A 17,142-nucleotide genomic window follows, 5' to 3' on the forward strand; every position below is an offset into this window, starting at 1 on the left:
GTGGCTTAAGCCACCCTACTACTACTGCCTAATAAATAAGATAATCATGACTAATTTTTTTTGTGCCCAAGAATCACGGCAAGTAAGAGAAGACCCAATTGGTAACGCAGAAGTTTATCAAATCTACGTCTTAATTGAATATCCAACACCTTGGGCAAGAAACGCATTTGATTCTAAATGTGTTCCTGATAATCTAAAGGCTCTATGGAATGATATTAGCTTCAAGTGGAATGAAGAATATATAGTTTTTTTATTAGTATATAACCAAGAGTTACAAAAATCAGACTCTAGCCGAGTTATAATTTTTTATCAGGGTTCTGGACTTACAAAAGGTTATAAAAAACTAGAGCTTCAAATTCCCAACATCAACGATGTGGCGCCAACGCTGCAAAAATATTTATTTGATGAAAATTTAGAGAAATATGTACAAGAATCCCAAACCAGAGATATTTTAATCTGTACTCATGGTAGCCGCGATAAGTGTTGTGCTAAGTATGGTAATATCTTTTATCGGCAAGCTAAAGCCATCATAGCTAATTCATCTTTAAATCATGTTCGCATTTGGCAGGTTAGCCATTTTGGTGGTCATCGCTTTGCACCTACAGCTATTGATTTTCCCGATGGTAGATACTACGCACGATTAGACTCAGATTCATTTAATTGTATTTTAACCCGAACAGGTAATATTGAAAAGATGAATTATATTTATCGTGGCTGGGGAATATTACCAGGAGCAGTCCAAGTTTTGGAAAGAGAAATGATGATGAGATATGGTTGGGAGTGGTTTAACTACAAAGCTGAGTTTCAAATCTTACATCACAGTGAACTTGATGAAAGTAATTGTGTTAAACTCTACTTTCACAAAACAGATGGCTCTGGCGCCTTTGTTCAAGCTGATATTGTTATCGATAAAAGCAAAAGCGTTAATTTAATTAGTTATTGCGACGGGAAAGAAGCTGAATATATCCCACAATTTTCTGTCAATAATTTGGCAATCTTTGAATAAATCAAAAACACACAATGAATATTAGATTCAAATACAAAATCATATATGTATGTTTGTTATTATTAATATTCTCTGCTTGTTATAGCAAGATTAATTGTAGCCAATTGCAAACAAGACAAGCAATAACTTCTAATTGCCGAATGATTAAGCATGATTTAGGAGAAGCGTGTATTCCCAATAGACCTAATAGAATTATAGTCTCAGACGAAATTATGTTGGATGCAATATTAGCTCTAGGTATCAAACCAATAGCAGTAGGAAAACCAGATTTGGTTAGCAGTAAAACAAGTATTTTGGGTACAAAGCTAAAAGAATTAAGTACTATCGGTAAACAAAGTCAACCTAATCTAGAAAAAATAGTTAAACTGAATCCAGATTTAATTATTGGATTTTTGATTAGTCAAGAAAATTATAAATTACTTTCCCAAATAGCACCTACAGTTGCACTAGAATATAATCAATCAACTTGGAAAGACGCTCTAAGACGCATTGGTGAAATAGTCGGGGAGCAAGAAAAAGCTGAAATCCTACTCAATCAGTATCAACAACGGTTAACAAAGTTGAGAGCAAACTTAGGAAATAAGTTAACAAAAATTAATGTTTCTATCAGCCGCTTCCACGGACAAGTACAAAGTCCTGAGTTCCGCTCTAAATTTTCTTTTCCTGGAAGTATTTTAGATGAAATAGGCATTTCTCCCCCAGAATCACAACGTCAACTCATTGCAACTCCCGACCAAAACTTAATCCAACTCAGCATAGAAAAATTAGATTTATTAGATGCTAATTTTTTGTTTGTTGCAGTAGACCCCGGCGCCAAAGATTTATTTGAAAAGTATCAAAAAACACACATGTGGCAATCACTTAATGTAGTCAAAAATCAACGAGTTTATATCGTCGATTCCAGTTACTGGATTTTTGGTAACATCCAATCTGCTAATGCCATAGTGAATGACTTATTTAAATACTTAATAGACACGGTAAATGTTCAATCCAAGGTTGACTAAGGGAGTTTGAATTGAAATGGCGCCACAACAACCAGCAAGCTTACGAACCTTTATAATTATTTGGCTCGGTCAAGTTGTCTCTACCATCGGAACTTACATGACCGACTTTGCTATTTCTCTATGGGTATGGCAACTCACTAGTTCAGCTACTGCTTTGACACTAGTTGCATTCTTTTCTCAAATCCTCCGTATTCCTACTACTTTCTTCGCTGGCATTATAGTAGACCGCTTCAACCGCAAAAACTTAATGATTCTCGGTGATACTATCGCTGCTATTTCCACTGGCGCCTTACTTGCACTCTACCTGACGAATAATTTACACATCTGGCATTTCTACTTGACTGGCGCCATTAATGGTTGTTTCCGGCAAATTCAAAACTTAGCATACGAAGCTTCTCTAAGTCAAATTGTCCCGAAACAGCACTACACGCGCGCAACCAGTATGGGGTCTGTAGTTCATTATGGGCCTGTTATTCTGGCGCCAGCTTTTGCAGGTAGCTTATACCCCCAAATTGGTTTAGCAGGAATCTTAGTGATAGATTTACTGAGTTTCTTAGTTGCAGTTATTACTTTATATTTGGTCATAATTCCTCAGCCACCTCAGACAGATATAGAACAAACAGATATAATATTTGGCTTTCGCTACTTGTTTACAAATCCAAGTTTGCGGATTTTTACATTAGTAATCAGCTTATTTTGGTTTGCCCACGACTTTGCAGAATCTGTAGGAGACGCGATGATTCTCGCACGTAGCAATAGTAACCCTACTGTATTAGCTAGTATTTCTGCTGCTGCTGGAATTTCCGGTGTAACGGCAGCAATTATTTTTAGTATATGGTCGGGTACTAAACCACGTATTTATGGAATGCTGCTGGGATTTATCGGCGCCGGTATAAGTAAAACTGTATTTGGACTAGGACGTAATTTATCAATTTGGGCGCCTGCTCAGTTCTGTTCTTCGTTAAACTTCCCCCTGATGGACAGCAGCGAAACAGCAATATGGCTAGCAAAAATTCCCCCTCACTTACAAGGTCGAGTATTTGCAGCAAAGTCACTGATGTTGCAGCTAACATCAAGCTTTGCGACCCTGATGGCTGGGCCGCTAGCAGATAAAGTATTAGAACCAGCAACAATATTACAGGGAGGAATATTTGGAAGTGGTAAAGGTACAGGAATTGCGGTTGCGTATGTGATGGGCGCCACTTGTATGCTTCTAGTCGGTTTGCTTGGGTTTACTATTCCTTCACTGCGGAATATAGAAAAGATTTTACCAGACCACGATTGAATCAAGAAATTGCTGTAACAATAATGACAATCCTCTATTCTTTATAAAAGTTTACAACTGGATTGTGCGTGCAACCGTCTAATGGCATTGTGTTATTATGTGCTAGCACTTATTAACACTTGCTATAAAAACAGCTTTTCTGCTGCAAACGTTTAATAAAGAGTACATCTAAAAAATTAGCTTTTGTATAAATTATGACCACTTGAGCAAAATATCGTGTGAACAGGCAAACTATGTTTCGGTAAATAAAGTTGGCTCTACATGAAAAAAGGCGCCTAATTTTTGAGCTATTTCTGGAGTTATATTCTGCCTAGCTTCTAAAATATCATCGGCTAATTGTTGTGAGCCTAAAAATTCCTGTAACTCAACTTTAGTCTTTTCTGATTGCTCAAAAAGAAATGAAAGCAGAGATTGAATATTAGTCGGCTCATTAAAATGATAGTTTTCCTTTTCAAACTTTTCAATTAAAGTAATTAACAACTGATATAACTCATTTTCTTCTGGTGTTCGCTCTCTGTGCATTAACTCTTCTACAACCGCTAAAGCTTTCTCATTCTCAGCTTCAGTCTTTATAAGCTTTGGAACATGAGCTATTAACAAATTTTTGTATTTTTCTATACTAAAAGTAAGGGTCATTTTTCCAGTACTCCTTATCGTATTCTGCATGAGTTAAGATATATTTAATATAAATCATTTGTTCTGCATAATCCATGCTAACAATCAATCGGTATTTATTACCCTTAATATTAAAGATTGTAAAGTTTCCAACTGCCTCAGCTTTGGGAAAAGCTTCTTGCACTTCGATTAAGTTTGACCATTTGGCTTTGCTAGTAGTCTTATACCAGTATATGAGTGCTTCCCGGCTATCTGCATGAATTTCTGAATATTCTCTTAAAACCTTAAAACTGATAACGTGCATCTATCTTAAAATAATTTTCAATAAGTATACATGATTTTTCCACGATTCCCAATTTGTCAATGTATTTGCTTGCCATTGGTAAAGGTTACTATCGCAAAATTGAGGGTGAGTCTTTTACGTTCCGTTCCGAAAAACCTATACCGGGAATTACTGAGATAAATGTTACGAATGTTGATGATAATACCGTGCGGGTGACAGTGGTGGGTGAAAAGGCGCCTACAGTTTGCTTAGACCGAGGATTGATTTCTCGGCGCCTTTACAGAGTTACCAAACGCAGATAAATTAGAAAGCAATCAGTTGGAAGCATTCAAACAGCAATGGTACAATAGTTCAATTGCTCAATCTCTCAAAGCTAGTAAAAATGGTCGCGTTTACTTTGTACCCTCTTACTTGTGTTTAGGATTGCCTAGTCCTATTGGTGCAGAGCTATTTCTTAATCAAGTACGTCAAAAGCTACTCTCTAAGGGACTTCCATATAAAAAAATCTCCAAAATTTTCTTCTTGTGGAGCGGGCATCCTTGCCCGCCTACATCTAGAACAGGCAAGGATGCCTGCTCCACAATATGGAGAATTAAATTTTTGGAAGTCCCTAAGACTTAATCTGGTTATAATTGCAAGGAAGGTCTGCACGTAATCAAGATTTATGCCGAACCCAGGTGGAACTAAGAAAAACTTAATGCCCATGCAAACTGTATGGCGCCATCAACCAACTAAGACAGTGAGAGTTCCAGAAGTACTCGTAGACAAAATCTTAGAATATGCTCATAAGTTAGACAAGGAAATACCTGAACAACGTATAGAAATTAATGATGGTTGGGTTATAGTACATTCGCCCTGTGATCCGAAAGGACATTTTCAGGATAAAGCCAGGTCAATACAAGGATGGCGTTTTCACCGGAGAACTTGTAGTTGGTGGTATCCTTTGGTAAAGCTCGAAGAAGTCGTAGTCACGTTTCCTGATTGTTCATTGCACGATGATGTTTTAGAAGTGCTTGCAAGTAGCGAGTCAGGACAATAGTTACTATTTCAATATTTTATGGGAATACTAAACTTATAAGGCAAAATCTATCTGTTTTATAAGGAAACTACAAATGGCTACTGCGAGTCACACCCCCACTATTCCTGGATATCAGATTCTCTCAGAAGTATATGCAGGTTCAAGAACTCTTGTTTATCGCGCGATTCGAGAGCATGATTCCCTTGCAGTAGTCATCAAGCTTCTTGCTTCCTCTTTTCCTAATTTTAACGAATTATTACAATTTCGCAACCAATACGCTATTACTAAAAATCTTAATATTCCTGGCATTGTTCATCCCCTATCATTAGAACCTTATGGTAATAGTTATGTTTTGGTGATGGAAGATAATGGGGATATTTCTTTACGTGAGTATATAGGTACCACGGTTCTTTCGTTAGTCGATGTTTTGGTAATAGCAATTCAATTAACTGATATTCTTCACGATTTACACCAAAATCGCATCATTCATAAAGATATCAAGCCTGCTAATATTATAATTAATCCAGAGACTAAGCAAGTTAAATTAATCGATTTTAGTATTGCTTCATTGCTGCCTAAAGAAACTCAGGAAATAAAAAGTCCTAATGTATTAGAAGGAACTCTTGCTTATATTTCTCCAGAACAAACTGGAAGAATGAATCGCGGGATTGACTATCGTAGTGATTTTTATTCTTTGGGTATTACTTTTTACGAGTTAATAACCGGGCAATTACCATTTATTGCAAATGATGCGATGGAGTTGGTACATTGTCATATTGCCCAATTAGCTGTTTCTGTATCTGACATCAACCCAGAGATACCGCAGGTTATTAGTAAAATTATCAATAAGCTAATTGCAAAAAATGCCGAAGATAGATATCAAAGTACTTTCGGGTTAAAATCTGATTTAGAATATTGTTTATATCAATTAAAGAATACTGGTACAATAACTGATTTTGAAATTGGTAAACGTGATTTATGCGAGCGTTTTCTGATTTCTGAGAAACTTTATGGTAGAGAAGCGGAAGTTAAGATATTATTGGCAGGATTTGAGCGTGTAGCAAGTCACACAACAGATAATCCTAAATCTGAGATGATGTTGGTTGCTGGTTTTTCTGGAATTGGCAAAACAGCGGTTATCAATGAAATTCATAAACCAATTACCCGTTCTCATGGGTATTTTATTAAAGGTAAATTTGACCAGTTTAACCGCAATATTCCTCTGTCTGCTTTTGTGCAAGCTTTACGAGATTTGATAGTGCAACTGCTTTCAGAATCTGACGCGCGACAATTGCAATGGCAAGTTAAGATTTTAGAAGCTGTGGGAAATAATGGGCAGGTTTTAATTGAGGTCGTTCCAGAGTTAGAACGGTTAATTGGCAAGCAACCTGCTGCACTAGAATTATCGGGAACTGCACAACAAAATCGATTTAACTTGCTGTTTCTAAAGTTTATTGAGGTATTTACAAGACCACAGCACCCGTTAGTGATATTTTTAGATGACTTGCAGTGGGCAGATTCTGCGTCTTTACAATTGATTAAATTGTTAATGGGGGATAAGGGGTATTTGCTATTGTTCGGCGCCTACCGTGATAATGAAGTACAAGCTGCACATCCGTTTATGTTGACGGTGGAGGAATTGAAGAAGACAAACACAATTGTTAATACAATAACTCTGGCGCCTCTGATATTTCAAGATATAAATAGGTTGGTTGCTGAAACTTTGAATTGTTCAACCGAGTTATCCCAACCTTTGGCAGAATTAGTACAGCGCAAAACCCAAGGGAATCCCTTTTTTATTACCCAATTTCTCAAAGCGCTACATGAAGACGGATATATTATATCTAGTCACGCAGGGTGGGAATGTGATATTGCCAAAATTAATGCGTTGTCCTTAACTGACGATGTAGTGGAATTTATGGCTACCCAGTTACAGAAATTACCTCAAGAAACGCAACGAATACTTACACTAGCAGCTTGTATTGGCAACCAATTTGATTTAGCGACCTTAACAACTGTTTCAGAACAATCAGAAGCTGCAACGGCAATTGCTTTGTGGAAAGCGTTGCAGGAAGGATTAGTTATACCGCAAAGTGAGGTTTATAAGTTTTATTTGAGTCACGACGAGCAAGATACTAATATTGTAAATGCTGAAAATGTCACTTATCGTTTCTTGCACGATAGGGTTCAACAAGCATCTTATTCATTAATTCCAGAAGACCAGAAACAGGAAACTCATCTAAAAATAGGAAGATTGCTGTTCCCGTCAGTTGCAAATGGACATACAGAGCAAGTTTTTGATATTGTCGCTCAATTCAACGCTGCAGTTTTATTAATTACAGACCCTCAAGAACAAATAGAAATTGCCCAACTAAATCTCGCTGCTGCACAAAAAGCGAAAGCTGCAACTGCTTATAAAGGTTTAGTTACTTATGCGAGTACTGGAATTCAGTTAATGGGTGTAACTGCTTGGCAAGAGAACTATGAGTTAACTTTGCAGTTATACGAAGCTGCTGCGGAAGGTACTTACTTATTAGGAGAGTATGCCGAATTATCACGGTGGGTTGAACCTATTTTACAGCAAGCTAAATCTCTTGAAGACAAAATTAAAGTTTACGAATTACAAGTTTTTTCTTTACAAGCACAAAATTATCTTCAAGAAGCAATTGATACTGCATTAGGTGTACTCAAACAGCTTGATATTTTCTTGCCTGCTCACCCTAATAAAATTCAAGTTCTACTCAAATTAGGAGAAACTAAACTAAAATTACTCGGTAAAACTCAAGATTTGATACATTTACCTACAATGAATCAATCAAAAGCAAAAGCGGCAATGCAAATTTTATCGAGTGCTTTGTCTACAACTTATATTGCCCGTCCTGATTTATTGCCTTTAAACGTTTTTGAACAAGTCAAATTATCATTAAAATATGGTAATACAAATTTATCTGCTTTTGCTTATTCTTGGTACGCATTAATTCTTTCTGGAGTTTTACAAGATATTGAGGGTGGTTATCAATTTGCTAAACTTGCACTCGAATTATTAGAAAAATTTGGCGCCAAAGAAATTCGTTGTCGAACTCTATTCATGGTTTACTGTTTTGTATATCATTGGCATGAACCTTTAGGTGATACAATTGCACCTCTACGAACTGCATATACTATTGGTTTAGAAAGTGGTGATTTAGAATATGCTTGTTGGTCTTTAGCATCTCTTTCTATCCATCAGTTATTTATAGGAGAGGAACTTTCGACATTAAGCCAAGAATTTAATTCTTATAGAAAGTCAGCGTTTGAATTCAAGCAAAGCAATCCATATCTCTACGTTAGTATTTTACATCAAACAGTTTCAAATTTATTAGGGTATGCTGCAAGCCCATCGCGCTTGGAAGGAGATAGCTATAAAGCATCTGAAAGTATCGCTCAACAGCAGCAGTCCAAAGATGGAACTGGTTTATCGATAATGATGAGTACTCAAATTTTTTTATCGTACTTATTTGCAGATTATCAATATGCTTATACTATTTCTCAAGAGGCAATTCCTTATTTAGAAGCTGGTACTGGTTTACATTCTTTGGGTGTGTTTCATTTTTACGAAAGTTTAGTTTATTTGGCTATTTACCCAACACTTGATATTCAAGCCAAAAAGGATATTAAACGTAAATTTGCTGCAAGTAAGCTTCTTATTAGTAAATGGGCAAAACATTCTCCTAGTATATATCAGCATAAACTACTTTTGATTTTAGCTGAAGAAAAGCGTGTATATGGAAAATATCAAGATGCGGCAACACTTTATGAACAGGCAATTGCTGGCGCCAATAAAAATGGTTATATTCATGAAGAAGGGTTAGCAAATGAACTTGCAGCTAAATTTTACCTGGAATGGGATAAAGTAAAAGCAGCCCAAGCTTATATGCAAGCAGCTTATTTCTGTTATGCTAAATGGGGCGCCAAAGCTAAAATAGATGATTTAGAACAGCGTTATCCCCAACTTATAAAACCTATCCTAGAACAAAAGCGAAGTAGCTTTAATCACCTAGAAACTATCGCTACTATTGCCAAAACATCCCATTCCTCATCAACTTACGCAAATAGTACAAATATCTGCGATGCTTTAGATTTTACTTCTGTCCTTAAAGCTGCTCAAACAATTTCGAGCAGTATTGAGTTAGACGAACTTATTACTAATCTCACCCATATTATCCTCGAAAACTCTGGAGCAAAAAAATCTGTCCTCATACTCGAAGAGGAAAATACTTGGCAAGTTCGAGCAATTACCTCTATGAATCAGCAAGGCGCCCAGACTATCCTTAATAGACAATCTATAGATATTTGTCAAGATATCCCTATAAAAATTATTAATTACGTAAAAAGCACTCAAGAAACTGTTGTCATAGATAACTGCCAAACAAATACTCAAGGACTAATTGGGGAATATATGCGCTCAGTACAACCCAAGAGTTTATTATGTACACCAATTATCAACCAAGGGCATTTAGTAGGAATTTTATATTTAGAAAACCAAATTACCTCTGGAGTGTTTACTCAAGAGCGTTTGCAAATAATTAAATTACTTTCTTCCCAAGCTGCAATATCTCTAGAAAATGCTCGACTTTACCAAAAATCACAACAAGCATTTCAAGAATTACAACAAGCTCAATTACAAATTGTCCAAAGTGAGAAAATGTCAGCATTAGGTAACTTAGTTGCCGGAGTCGCACATGAGATGAACAATCCTTTAGGATTTATTTCAGCTACTATTGAACAAGTTAAACCCTCTTTTGCTGATGTGTACGAACATTTGAAGCTATATCAAGAAAGTTTCCTAAACCCAGGAGACAAAAAAGACTTATGCTTCAGAGGAAGTTAAAAAAGATGTTTAGATATCGAATCATATTATAGCTTACTTATGGCGCCATATGAACTTCGACCGTAGCTATAGATATCAGGGCGGTTGGGGGCAACCGCTCCACAAGAGGCTATTTGCTATCAATCAAGAGCAAAATGATATAATTTATCAATTGCTGTGAAAATTTTTTATGACTCAAATCATTTGCTAACAACCGGATATACGAGACATCCTAACGTTACTAGCAGCATTGCTAGGCGCCCGTTCCATATTTCTGCTTGACGTGTAAATCCCCAACGCCAAGCATTGCGGTTTTCAGTGGCTGTTAAAGTGCTTTTTGCTGTATCTTGCATAATTGACGCTCCATGTTGACAAAGTACAACTTACTAATTTTATCACTAATTATTTGCATTAATCTCTGAGAATCACGATTAGAATTTTTATAGTATCCCGCCGCATTGATAAGATTTACTGTTGTAACCTTTGCCCAGGCGCCTATGGTAGCCAGTAGCGACAAATATATTAAGATAAGCCTGATTGTACGCTCCATAAGTTGGTGTAAATACCGTTTTTATGTAATAATTCTTCATGGGTTCCTGACTCTACTAGTTTTCCGCGTTCCATGACATATATACAGTCGGCGCCACGAATGGTAGAGAGGCGATGGGCAATAGCAATTGTTGTACGATTTATGGTGATACGTTCTAGGGAGCGTTGAATTGCTGCTTCGGTTTCGTTATCGACTGCAGATGTGGCTTCGTCTAAGATTAAGATGGGTGGGTTTTTGAGTACTGCCCTAGCTATGGCGATACGTTGCCGCTGTCCACCTGATAGTTTTTGACCGCGTTCTCCTACTATGGTTTCATACTTTTGGGGGAGTCGCATTATAAAGTCGTGTGCTTCGGCAATTTTTGCTGCTTTGATAATTTCGTCTTCTTTGGTATCAAAACTACCATAAGCGATGTTTTCGGCGACGGTTCCATGAAATAAGAAAACGTCTTGACTAACTAAGCCTATACTACGACGTAAATCATATAAATCTAGTTCTTTAATATCAATTTCATCGATGGTTATGTGTCCTGATGTAATATCATATAGTCGCAATAATAATTTTACCAAAGTACTTTTACCTGAACCAGTGGCGCCGACTATGGCAATAGTTTTTCCAGCAGGTATATGTAAAGATAAATCACGAATTATTACCTCACCACTGTTATAAGCAAAGGTTACGTGTTCTAGGCTAACTTCGCCGCGTACTTTTTCAATGGGTAGGCGAATATGTCCTGTGGTAATATTAATGGGAGTGTCTAATAAGTTCATCACACGATTGGTTGAAGCCATCGCGCGCTGATAGTGGTCAAATATTTCTCCTAATGAGACGAGCGGCCATAATAAACGTTGAACTAATACAAGTAATACGCTGTAATTACCTATAGATATTCTACCTTGATATGCTGCTACTCCCCCCATGAATAATAAAGCTGTGAATCCTGCTAAAACGAGCATTCTGATTACAGGAATAAATGCAGCAGAAAGTGCGATGGCTTTTGCATTACTTTTTCGATACGCATCACTTTCTGCTCTCAGCCTACCATTTTCATAATCTTCTGCGGTATAACTCTTAATTGTTGTAATGCCGCTAATATTATTCGCTAAACGCGCGCTCAAGTTACCTACTTTGTCTCGCACATCAGCATAACGCGATTCGAGACGATTTTGGTAAATAAATGAACCCCACAGAATAAACGGCATTGGTAACATTGCTGCTATGGTAATGCTGAGAGGTAACATAAACAAGGCGCCGCCGATGAGAATAATTAGCGATGTAGTAATCTGTATAATCTCATTGGCGCCACCATTAAGAAAATCCTCTAGCTGGTTAATGTCATCATTGAGAATAGACATCAAACCACCTGTACTACTATCCTCAAAATAAGCTAATTCTAACTCTTGCAAATGATTGTAAGCTTCTAATCGCAAATTATGCTGAATATTTTGTGCTAAATTACGCCACAGCCTATCATATATATATTGTGAAAGTGATTCAAATACCCAAATAATCACTGTAGCAATCGAAAGCACAACAAACTGTTGAACAACATCTTTAACACCAAACTTCGCTATGCTAGAATTCTGTTGTTGCACTAAAATATCAACAGCAACACCTACTAACCAAGGCGGCGCCAAATCTAATATAGTATTGATGATAGAAAAAGTACTCGCTTGCCATATTTGCTGACGGTATTGGCGCCCGTAATTAAGTAAGCGTTGCAGTGGATGAGGTTTTGCTGTCATTGGTTCCGTGTGCTTTATTTATAGTATTTGTCAGCCAAATATATTAAGCATAGTATTATTGTGGCGCCGGAGTCTATGCAAAAACGGCACTTTTTTATCCCAAAAGGGTCATTTTATTAAAATTTTCTAAAAATTAATCATTCTATCTACTTTATCTTGTGGAACAGGCATCCTGCCTGTTCTATTTTATAGGGGCGGGCAAGGATGCCCGCTCCACAAGATGAGAAATTAACTGTGAACTAAGTATTTAAATAAGTCCATCGATTAATTTATTGGCGCCAATATACTGATTTTGGTGTTGCATGATAAATCGTAGAGACGTTACATGTAACGTCTCTACAACATGCGTTTTTACAATGATTGGGAAACCCTATGGTTTAAACGCAGTACATTTACCACCTAGGTTATTGACGATGGTACAGGTATTAGATTCTATCATTCCTACATAAGTAGCTTCAGGAGTACCTTTATCACCAAGTCCATCAGCGACTATGGGTCTAGAGGAGATTTTGACGTTTGCTTCTTTTGCTACTGTCTTAAGCACTTTGTCGTTTGCTGTTAATTCTGCAAATATTGTAGGAACTTTAGCTTTTTTGATTCCATCTGAGAGAGATTTTACTTTCGCCGCTGTAGGTTCTTCTTCTGTGGAAACTCCTACTAATGTTCCTTCTACTTTCAACCCGTATGCTTTGGCAAAATAACCTAATGCGTCGTGTGTTGTTACCAAACGACGTTGGTTTGCTGGAACTGTTGCTATTTGCTGAGGTACCCAAGCGTCAAGTTTTTTTAGCTTTGCGACGAGTGCGTCAGCATTTTTATTATAAAAATCGGCATTTGCACTATCTACTTTTGCTAGGTTAGTTCTAATTGCCTCTACCATGTCGATTCCATTTTTGACATCATGCCAAACATGGGGGTCTTCTTCTTTTTTACCGTCTTCTTCTAATGAAAGACGTTCACTTGCAGGAGCTGCTATTTCGTTCAAAGCAATTTTTGGCGCCGTACTTTTACTTGCTTGTACCATATCTACTATGGCAGGCTCAAACTGTATTCCTCCGTAGAAGACAATATTCGCTTCATCTATAGCTTGTCGGTCTTTTGGAGTTGCTTCATAGACATGGGGGTCTTGTCCTGCCTCAATTAAACAGTTAAGGTCTACTTTATCTTGAGCAACTTCTTGCACAAAGTTACAAGGTACACTGTAGGATGCGACTACTTTGAGTTTACCCGTACTGGTATTGGCTGCGGGAGATGCAGTGCCGACAGCTTCGGGACTAGCGGTTGCTTGTGATGTTGGAGGTGACTCAGCGCAACCTGTCATACCGAGGGCAACTGCAATAACTGCGGCGCCCCAAAACGAATTCCTTTCAACTCCTCTAAACACCTTCATAATTAATGCCTACTAAATTACTATGGACTGTTAACTATTGATACTGAGTATCAATAATTCTAAAGAAATTTTTAAACTCAAGTTGAGCCATTCAGCTATAGTAGCGTACTCGACTTGAATAAAATTATAGATAATATTACATTATAATGATAATCATTATTGTAAAAAGAGTTGAAGCTTAATGCTAGCTCTTATTATTTAAAATTAGTGATTTATGTATAATAAGCTACGTCTTTACCAATTTCTGGCAAGGAGCTAGCAGGAGTTAAATAGATGATAGAAGTAGAAAACTTGTCAGTTCGTTACCGAGGAAGTTACGCATTGCAAGGTGTAAGTTTTAACCTTGATTCTGGTCAAATTGCAGGAGTCATTGGTCCCAACGGCGCCGGGAAAAGTACGATGGTGAAAGCGATGCTGGGTTTGATACCTGTGGTGAGTGGAGTAGTTAAGTTCAATGGACAGTTGTTACAGCGAATTTTATCTAAAACTGCTTATGTACCTCAACGTGCCAACATCGACTGGGATTATCCTACTACAGTATGGGATGTTGTAATGATGGCGCGGACTGTGAAAACGGGGTTATTTCGTCAACCGAGTCGAATGTCTATTGAGTTAGCTGCTGCTGCTTTAGAAAAAGTGGGAATGGCAGAGTTAAAAGGGCGCCAAATTGGGGAATTATCGGGTGGACAGCAGCAGAGAGTATTTATCGCGCGAGCGTTAGCAAAGCAGGCAGATTTATTTTTATTCGATGAGCCATTTACAGGGGTAGACAAGAAAACAGAAAATGTAATATTCCAAGTTTTTCAGGAACTTAAGAGCGAAGGAAAAACATTACTAGTAATCAACCATGATTTAGGTGAAACATTAAATTATTACGATAAACTATTACTGCTAAATAAAGAATTAATAGCTTTAGGCTCTAAAAATGAAGTATTTACACCGAGTAATATTCAGCAAGCATACGGAATGTCGCTAGGTTTTATGGGAAAGTAAAGTTGTCATGCTGAGGTACGTTAACGCAGTTTTCCCGCAGGGTAGCATCTCCAAAAATGTCATGCTGAGGAACGAAGTATCTTATACCAATTTAATGTGAAGCTGCAAATAATTAAATCCCCCCCAGCCCCCCTTAATAAGGGGGGAGTAAGAGTAATAAAGCGCATCTTCATATAAAAATGGTATTAAAGAACTCAAAATCTAACCAAGATTCTTCGCTGCGCGACTAATGACAATTCGTATTTCGATAAAATAAGTATGCTCCCAGGTAAAGTGTTTATTATCAGAGGGAATAAAAAATGTTAAATTGGTTTCTTGAACCTTTGCGCTCAGAGTTTATGGTGAACGCCATTATAGTTGGTATCTTAATGGGCATTCTCTGCGCTGTAGTGGGTAGTTATATGATTGTGCAGCAAATGGGGATGATGTCTCATGCAATATCCCACTCAATATTACCAGGGTTACCCATAGCTTATGTAATGGGAGTTTCACTATCATTAGGCGCCTTTATTGCAGGAGTAATTAGTGCCCTAGGTTTAGCTTGGATAGAATCGCAATCGCGTTTAAAATTAGATACAGCAATGGCGATTATTCTATCTATATTTACAGCATTAGGTGTAACATTACTCAAAGTACTACCCGGCGCCAACAAACTTGATTTGATGGATATTTTATTTGGAAATATCCTTGGGGTTAACGAAGACGATATGAAAATGACCCTAATTACAACACTAATAGTCTTAGCATTAGTGGTTTTATTTTTCAAAGAGTTATTATACTATACATTCGACCCACTCGGCGCCCAAGCTGATGGAATGCCAGTACACTTTTATTATTTAGGTTTAGTAGTTGCCATGACTATTGCGGTTGTTGTTTCACTGCAAACAGTAGGCGCCGCTTTAGTTATTGCAATGTTAATAGGGCCACCAAGCACAGCTTACCTACTAGTCAGAAAACTACACATCATGATGGTGCTAGGTTCCATCATCGGTGTATTATCCAGCGTTTTAGGAATGTATCTAAGCTACCATTTAGATGCACCATCTGGCGCCACAATAGTATTAGTAACAGGTTCATTCTTCATCTTAGCCTTCTTATTTAGTCCATCCCAAGGCTTATTAACACGTCCAGAACTCAAAGAATCTGTATCAAATATATTCCCAAAAAACCTCAAATTATAACAACCCTCTTGTGTCATCTTGTGGAACGGGCATCTTGCCCGTCCTAACACTATTCCTGATTAATACGATTCAGAAGCAAGCTGTTGACGATGTTGTGGCTTTACCGAAAGGGAATCCTAGCGGAAAAATTACACCAGTTACTCAAAGAAACCCAAGCATTACATAAAGATAATCTATGAACTGATGAAGAGATAACTATAAAGATTGAGGCTTATCGTCACCTTGTAGAGGATAACGAAAAAATAAATAATTTATCATCTGCTTAAATATACACTTTCAGTCCTTGCCCGCATAGGGTTGAAATTCCATAATAATCACTCAACTGCATAAAACATATTTGAAATCCTTGATATCCTGTGCTTCTTGCTTCCATGAGCAAATTCTCATCCTCCATAATATCATCTGTTGGTTTGATAAGCATCAAGCAAACACTGCTCTGCTTGTGCATAATTACCTAACTTCAGAAAACAATTTGCATTCGTTATCTCATATCTTGCACCTGGAAATTTCAATGTTAATTCCTTGACTCAGTGCCAGTTCTCTCAAGCGTTCAATATCTTGTAAAAGAAGTAACACTGCTAAATGAGGGAATATAGTTTGGAATGCAATTTCTGCGGCTTCACCCCAGTCAGGTCAATAATAACTTGTAAAAATGGTTGGCGCCCCAGCGAACGCTCAGATAAAATCTCCTTTATAATACGGTTACGAGAAGTGCGAATTACGCCTCTGGTTGACCAATTGTATATATTGAGAAATCTGCTTAAGGCGCTAGCTGATTTACTTTTACTGTGTTGAGGTAAAGGATAACCCTGTGCTTCTAAGAACATCCCCAACATTGCTTCGAGATTTTCTTGTTGGTAGATAGAAGGCATCAATGACAGCAAAGTGTAAACTAGATTTTGTCCCGCGCCTAAGAATTGAAACCATATTTTCTTGCTGAATTTTTACGTAATATTTCAACGCCCTTTTTCTCATGTTTTGGCGCCACAATGCAAATAAAATTCATTACCACTCACTACTAGCAGTATATTTGTATGTAATTTTACAAATCAACGGCGCCATTATTAAATCAAAATTTTAGAAATAAATACCGTATTAATTCGGTATTGGCTAGTTAAAACTATTTCTTCAATGTACTTAAGTTAGAAAATTATATTGTAGTTATATTTTTACCCTCTGTCATTGGCTTTATACGGGTTTACCCGTTAGGTGCAAGATATAAG

At 37.3% G+C, this 17,142-nt stretch carries 15 protein-coding genes and 2 pseudogenes; 10 read left to right on the top strand and 7 right to left on the bottom strand.

Annotated features, from left to right (window positions below):
• The first annotated feature begins 46 nt into the window (after nucleotides 1–46).
• From DSM106972_RS13445 to DSM106972_RS13455, 3 genes are all read left to right on the top strand, one after another.
• Nucleotides 47–1,006 carry a ferredoxin family protein gene (locus tag DSM106972_RS13445; RefSeq protein WP_127081183.1) on the top strand — a complete coding sequence of 320 codons (960 nt, stop codon included), beginning with the start codon at nucleotides 47–49 and terminating at the stop codon, nucleotides 1,004–1,006.
• A gap of 140 nt (nucleotides 1,007–1,146) precedes the next feature.
• Complete coding sequence (locus DSM106972_RS13450) at nucleotides 1,147–2,010, top strand: iron-siderophore ABC transporter substrate-binding protein (protein ID WP_233787179.1); 864 nt, start codon at nucleotides 1,147–1,149, stop codon at nucleotides 2,008–2,010.
• A gap of 16 nt (nucleotides 2,011–2,026) precedes the next feature.
• A complete protein-coding gene (locus tag DSM106972_RS13455) occupies nucleotides 2,027–3,295 on the top strand; it encodes an MFS transporter (RefSeq protein ID WP_127081185.1) in 1,269 nt (422 codons plus the stop codon).
• Nucleotides 3,296–3,526: 231 nt separating this feature from the next.
• On the opposite strand, the gene DSM106972_RS13460 is transcribed toward DSM106972_RS13455, so the two are convergent.
• Nucleotides 3,527–3,931, bottom strand: a complete 405-nt coding sequence (locus DSM106972_RS13460) for a helix-turn-helix domain-containing protein (protein ID WP_127081186.1) — start codon at nucleotides 3,929–3,931, stop codon at nucleotides 3,527–3,529.
• The gene (locus DSM106972_RS13465) at nucleotides 3,915–4,214 is read right to left on the bottom strand and encodes a type II toxin-antitoxin system HigB family toxin (RefSeq protein WP_127081187.1); all 300 of its coding nucleotides are present in this window, start codon (nucleotides 4,212–4,214) and stop codon (nucleotides 3,915–3,917) included. The genes DSM106972_RS13460 and DSM106972_RS13465 overlap by 17 nt, the downstream gene beginning before the upstream one ends.
• 62 nt (nucleotides 4,215–4,276) lie before the next feature.
• Between DSM106972_RS13465 and DSM106972_RS53395 the strand changes: the two are divergent.
• From DSM106972_RS53395 to DSM106972_RS13485, 4 genes and pseudogenes are all read left to right on the top strand, one after another.
• A pseudogene (locus DSM106972_RS53395) lies at nucleotides 4,277–4,459 on the top strand (AMIN domain-containing protein); the annotation flags it as partial.
• Nucleotides 4,460–4,511: 52 nt separating this feature from the next.
• Nucleotides 4,512–4,814: a hypothetical protein gene (locus DSM106972_RS13475; protein WP_127081188.1), complete on the top strand. Its 303-nt coding sequence runs from the start codon at nucleotides 4,512–4,514 to the stop codon at nucleotides 4,812–4,814.
• A 43-nt stretch (nucleotides 4,815–4,857) separates the two neighbouring features.
• On the top strand, nucleotides 4,858–5,232 hold the full coding sequence (locus tag DSM106972_RS13480; RefSeq protein ID WP_127081189.1) for a hypothetical protein: 375 nt from the start codon (nucleotides 4,858–4,860) through the stop codon (nucleotides 5,230–5,232).
• 73 nt (nucleotides 5,233–5,305) lie between these two features.
• The gene (locus tag DSM106972_RS13485) at nucleotides 5,306–10,081 is read left to right on the top strand and encodes an ATP-binding protein (RefSeq protein WP_127081190.1); all 4,776 of its coding nucleotides are present in this window, start codon (nucleotides 5,306–5,308) and stop codon (nucleotides 10,079–10,081) included.
• A gap of 179 nt (nucleotides 10,082–10,260) precedes the next feature.
• Here DSM106972_RS13485 and DSM106972_RS13490 read toward each other — a convergent pair whose 3' ends face one another.
• From DSM106972_RS13490 to DSM106972_RS13500, 3 genes are all read right to left on the bottom strand, one after another.
• Nucleotides 10,261–10,413: a chlorophyll a-b binding domain-containing protein gene (locus DSM106972_RS13490; RefSeq protein WP_127081191.1), complete on the bottom strand. Its 153-nt coding sequence runs from the start codon at nucleotides 10,411–10,413 to the stop codon at nucleotides 10,261–10,263.
• A gap of 169 nt (nucleotides 10,414–10,582) precedes the next feature.
• Nucleotides 10,583–12,355 (bottom strand): ABC transporter ATP-binding protein, encoded by a 1,773-nt coding sequence (locus DSM106972_RS13495; protein WP_127081192.1) that lies wholly within the window; start codon nucleotides 12,353–12,355, stop codon nucleotides 10,583–10,585.
• Between the two features lie 370 nt (nucleotides 12,356–12,725).
• Nucleotides 12,726–13,745 (bottom strand): metal ABC transporter solute-binding protein, Zn/Mn family, encoded by a 1,020-nt coding sequence (locus DSM106972_RS13500; RefSeq protein WP_127081193.1) that lies wholly within the window; start codon nucleotides 13,743–13,745, stop codon nucleotides 12,726–12,728.
• Between the two features lie 273 nt (nucleotides 13,746–14,018).
• Between DSM106972_RS13500 and DSM106972_RS13505 the strand changes: the two genes are divergently transcribed.
• The 3 genes from DSM106972_RS13505 to DSM106972_RS53400 all read left to right on the top strand — a co-directional run bounded on the left by DSM106972_RS13505 (nucleotide 14,019) and on the right by DSM106972_RS53400 (nucleotide 16,085).
• Nucleotides 14,019–14,738, top strand: coding sequence for a metal ABC transporter ATP-binding protein (locus tag DSM106972_RS13505; protein ID WP_127081194.1), 720 nt, complete (start codon nucleotides 14,019–14,021; stop codon nucleotides 14,736–14,738).
• Between the two features lie 299 nt (nucleotides 14,739–15,037).
• Nucleotides 15,038–15,919: a metal ABC transporter permease gene (locus tag DSM106972_RS13510; protein WP_127081195.1), complete on the top strand. Its 882-nt coding sequence runs from the start codon at nucleotides 15,038–15,040 to the stop codon at nucleotides 15,917–15,919.
• Nucleotides 15,920–15,929: 10 nt separating this feature from the next.
• Nucleotides 15,930–16,085: a hypothetical protein gene (locus tag DSM106972_RS53400; RefSeq protein WP_233787888.1), complete on the top strand. Its 156-nt coding sequence runs from the start codon at nucleotides 15,930–15,932 to the stop codon at nucleotides 16,083–16,085.
• Between the two features lie 96 nt (nucleotides 16,086–16,181).
• On the opposite strand, the gene DSM106972_RS13515 is transcribed toward DSM106972_RS53400, so the two are convergent.
• Both DSM106972_RS13515 and DSM106972_RS13520 read right to left on the bottom strand, forming a co-directional pair.
• On the bottom strand, nucleotides 16,182–16,367 hold the full coding sequence (locus DSM106972_RS13515) for a hypothetical protein (RefSeq protein ID WP_127081196.1): 186 nt from the start codon (nucleotides 16,365–16,367) through the stop codon (nucleotides 16,182–16,184).
• Between the two features lie 178 nt (nucleotides 16,368–16,545).
• Nucleotides 16,546–16,848 (bottom strand): annotated as a pseudogene (locus DSM106972_RS13520) (IS701 family transposase); the annotation flags it as partial.
• Nucleotides 16,849–17,142 lie beyond the last annotated feature (294 nt).

Source organism: Dulcicalothrix desertica PCC 7102, assembly GCF_003991905.1.
GTDB classification, from domain to species: domain Bacteria; phylum Cyanobacteriota; class Cyanobacteriia; order Cyanobacteriales; family Nostocaceae; genus Dulcicalothrix; species Dulcicalothrix desertica.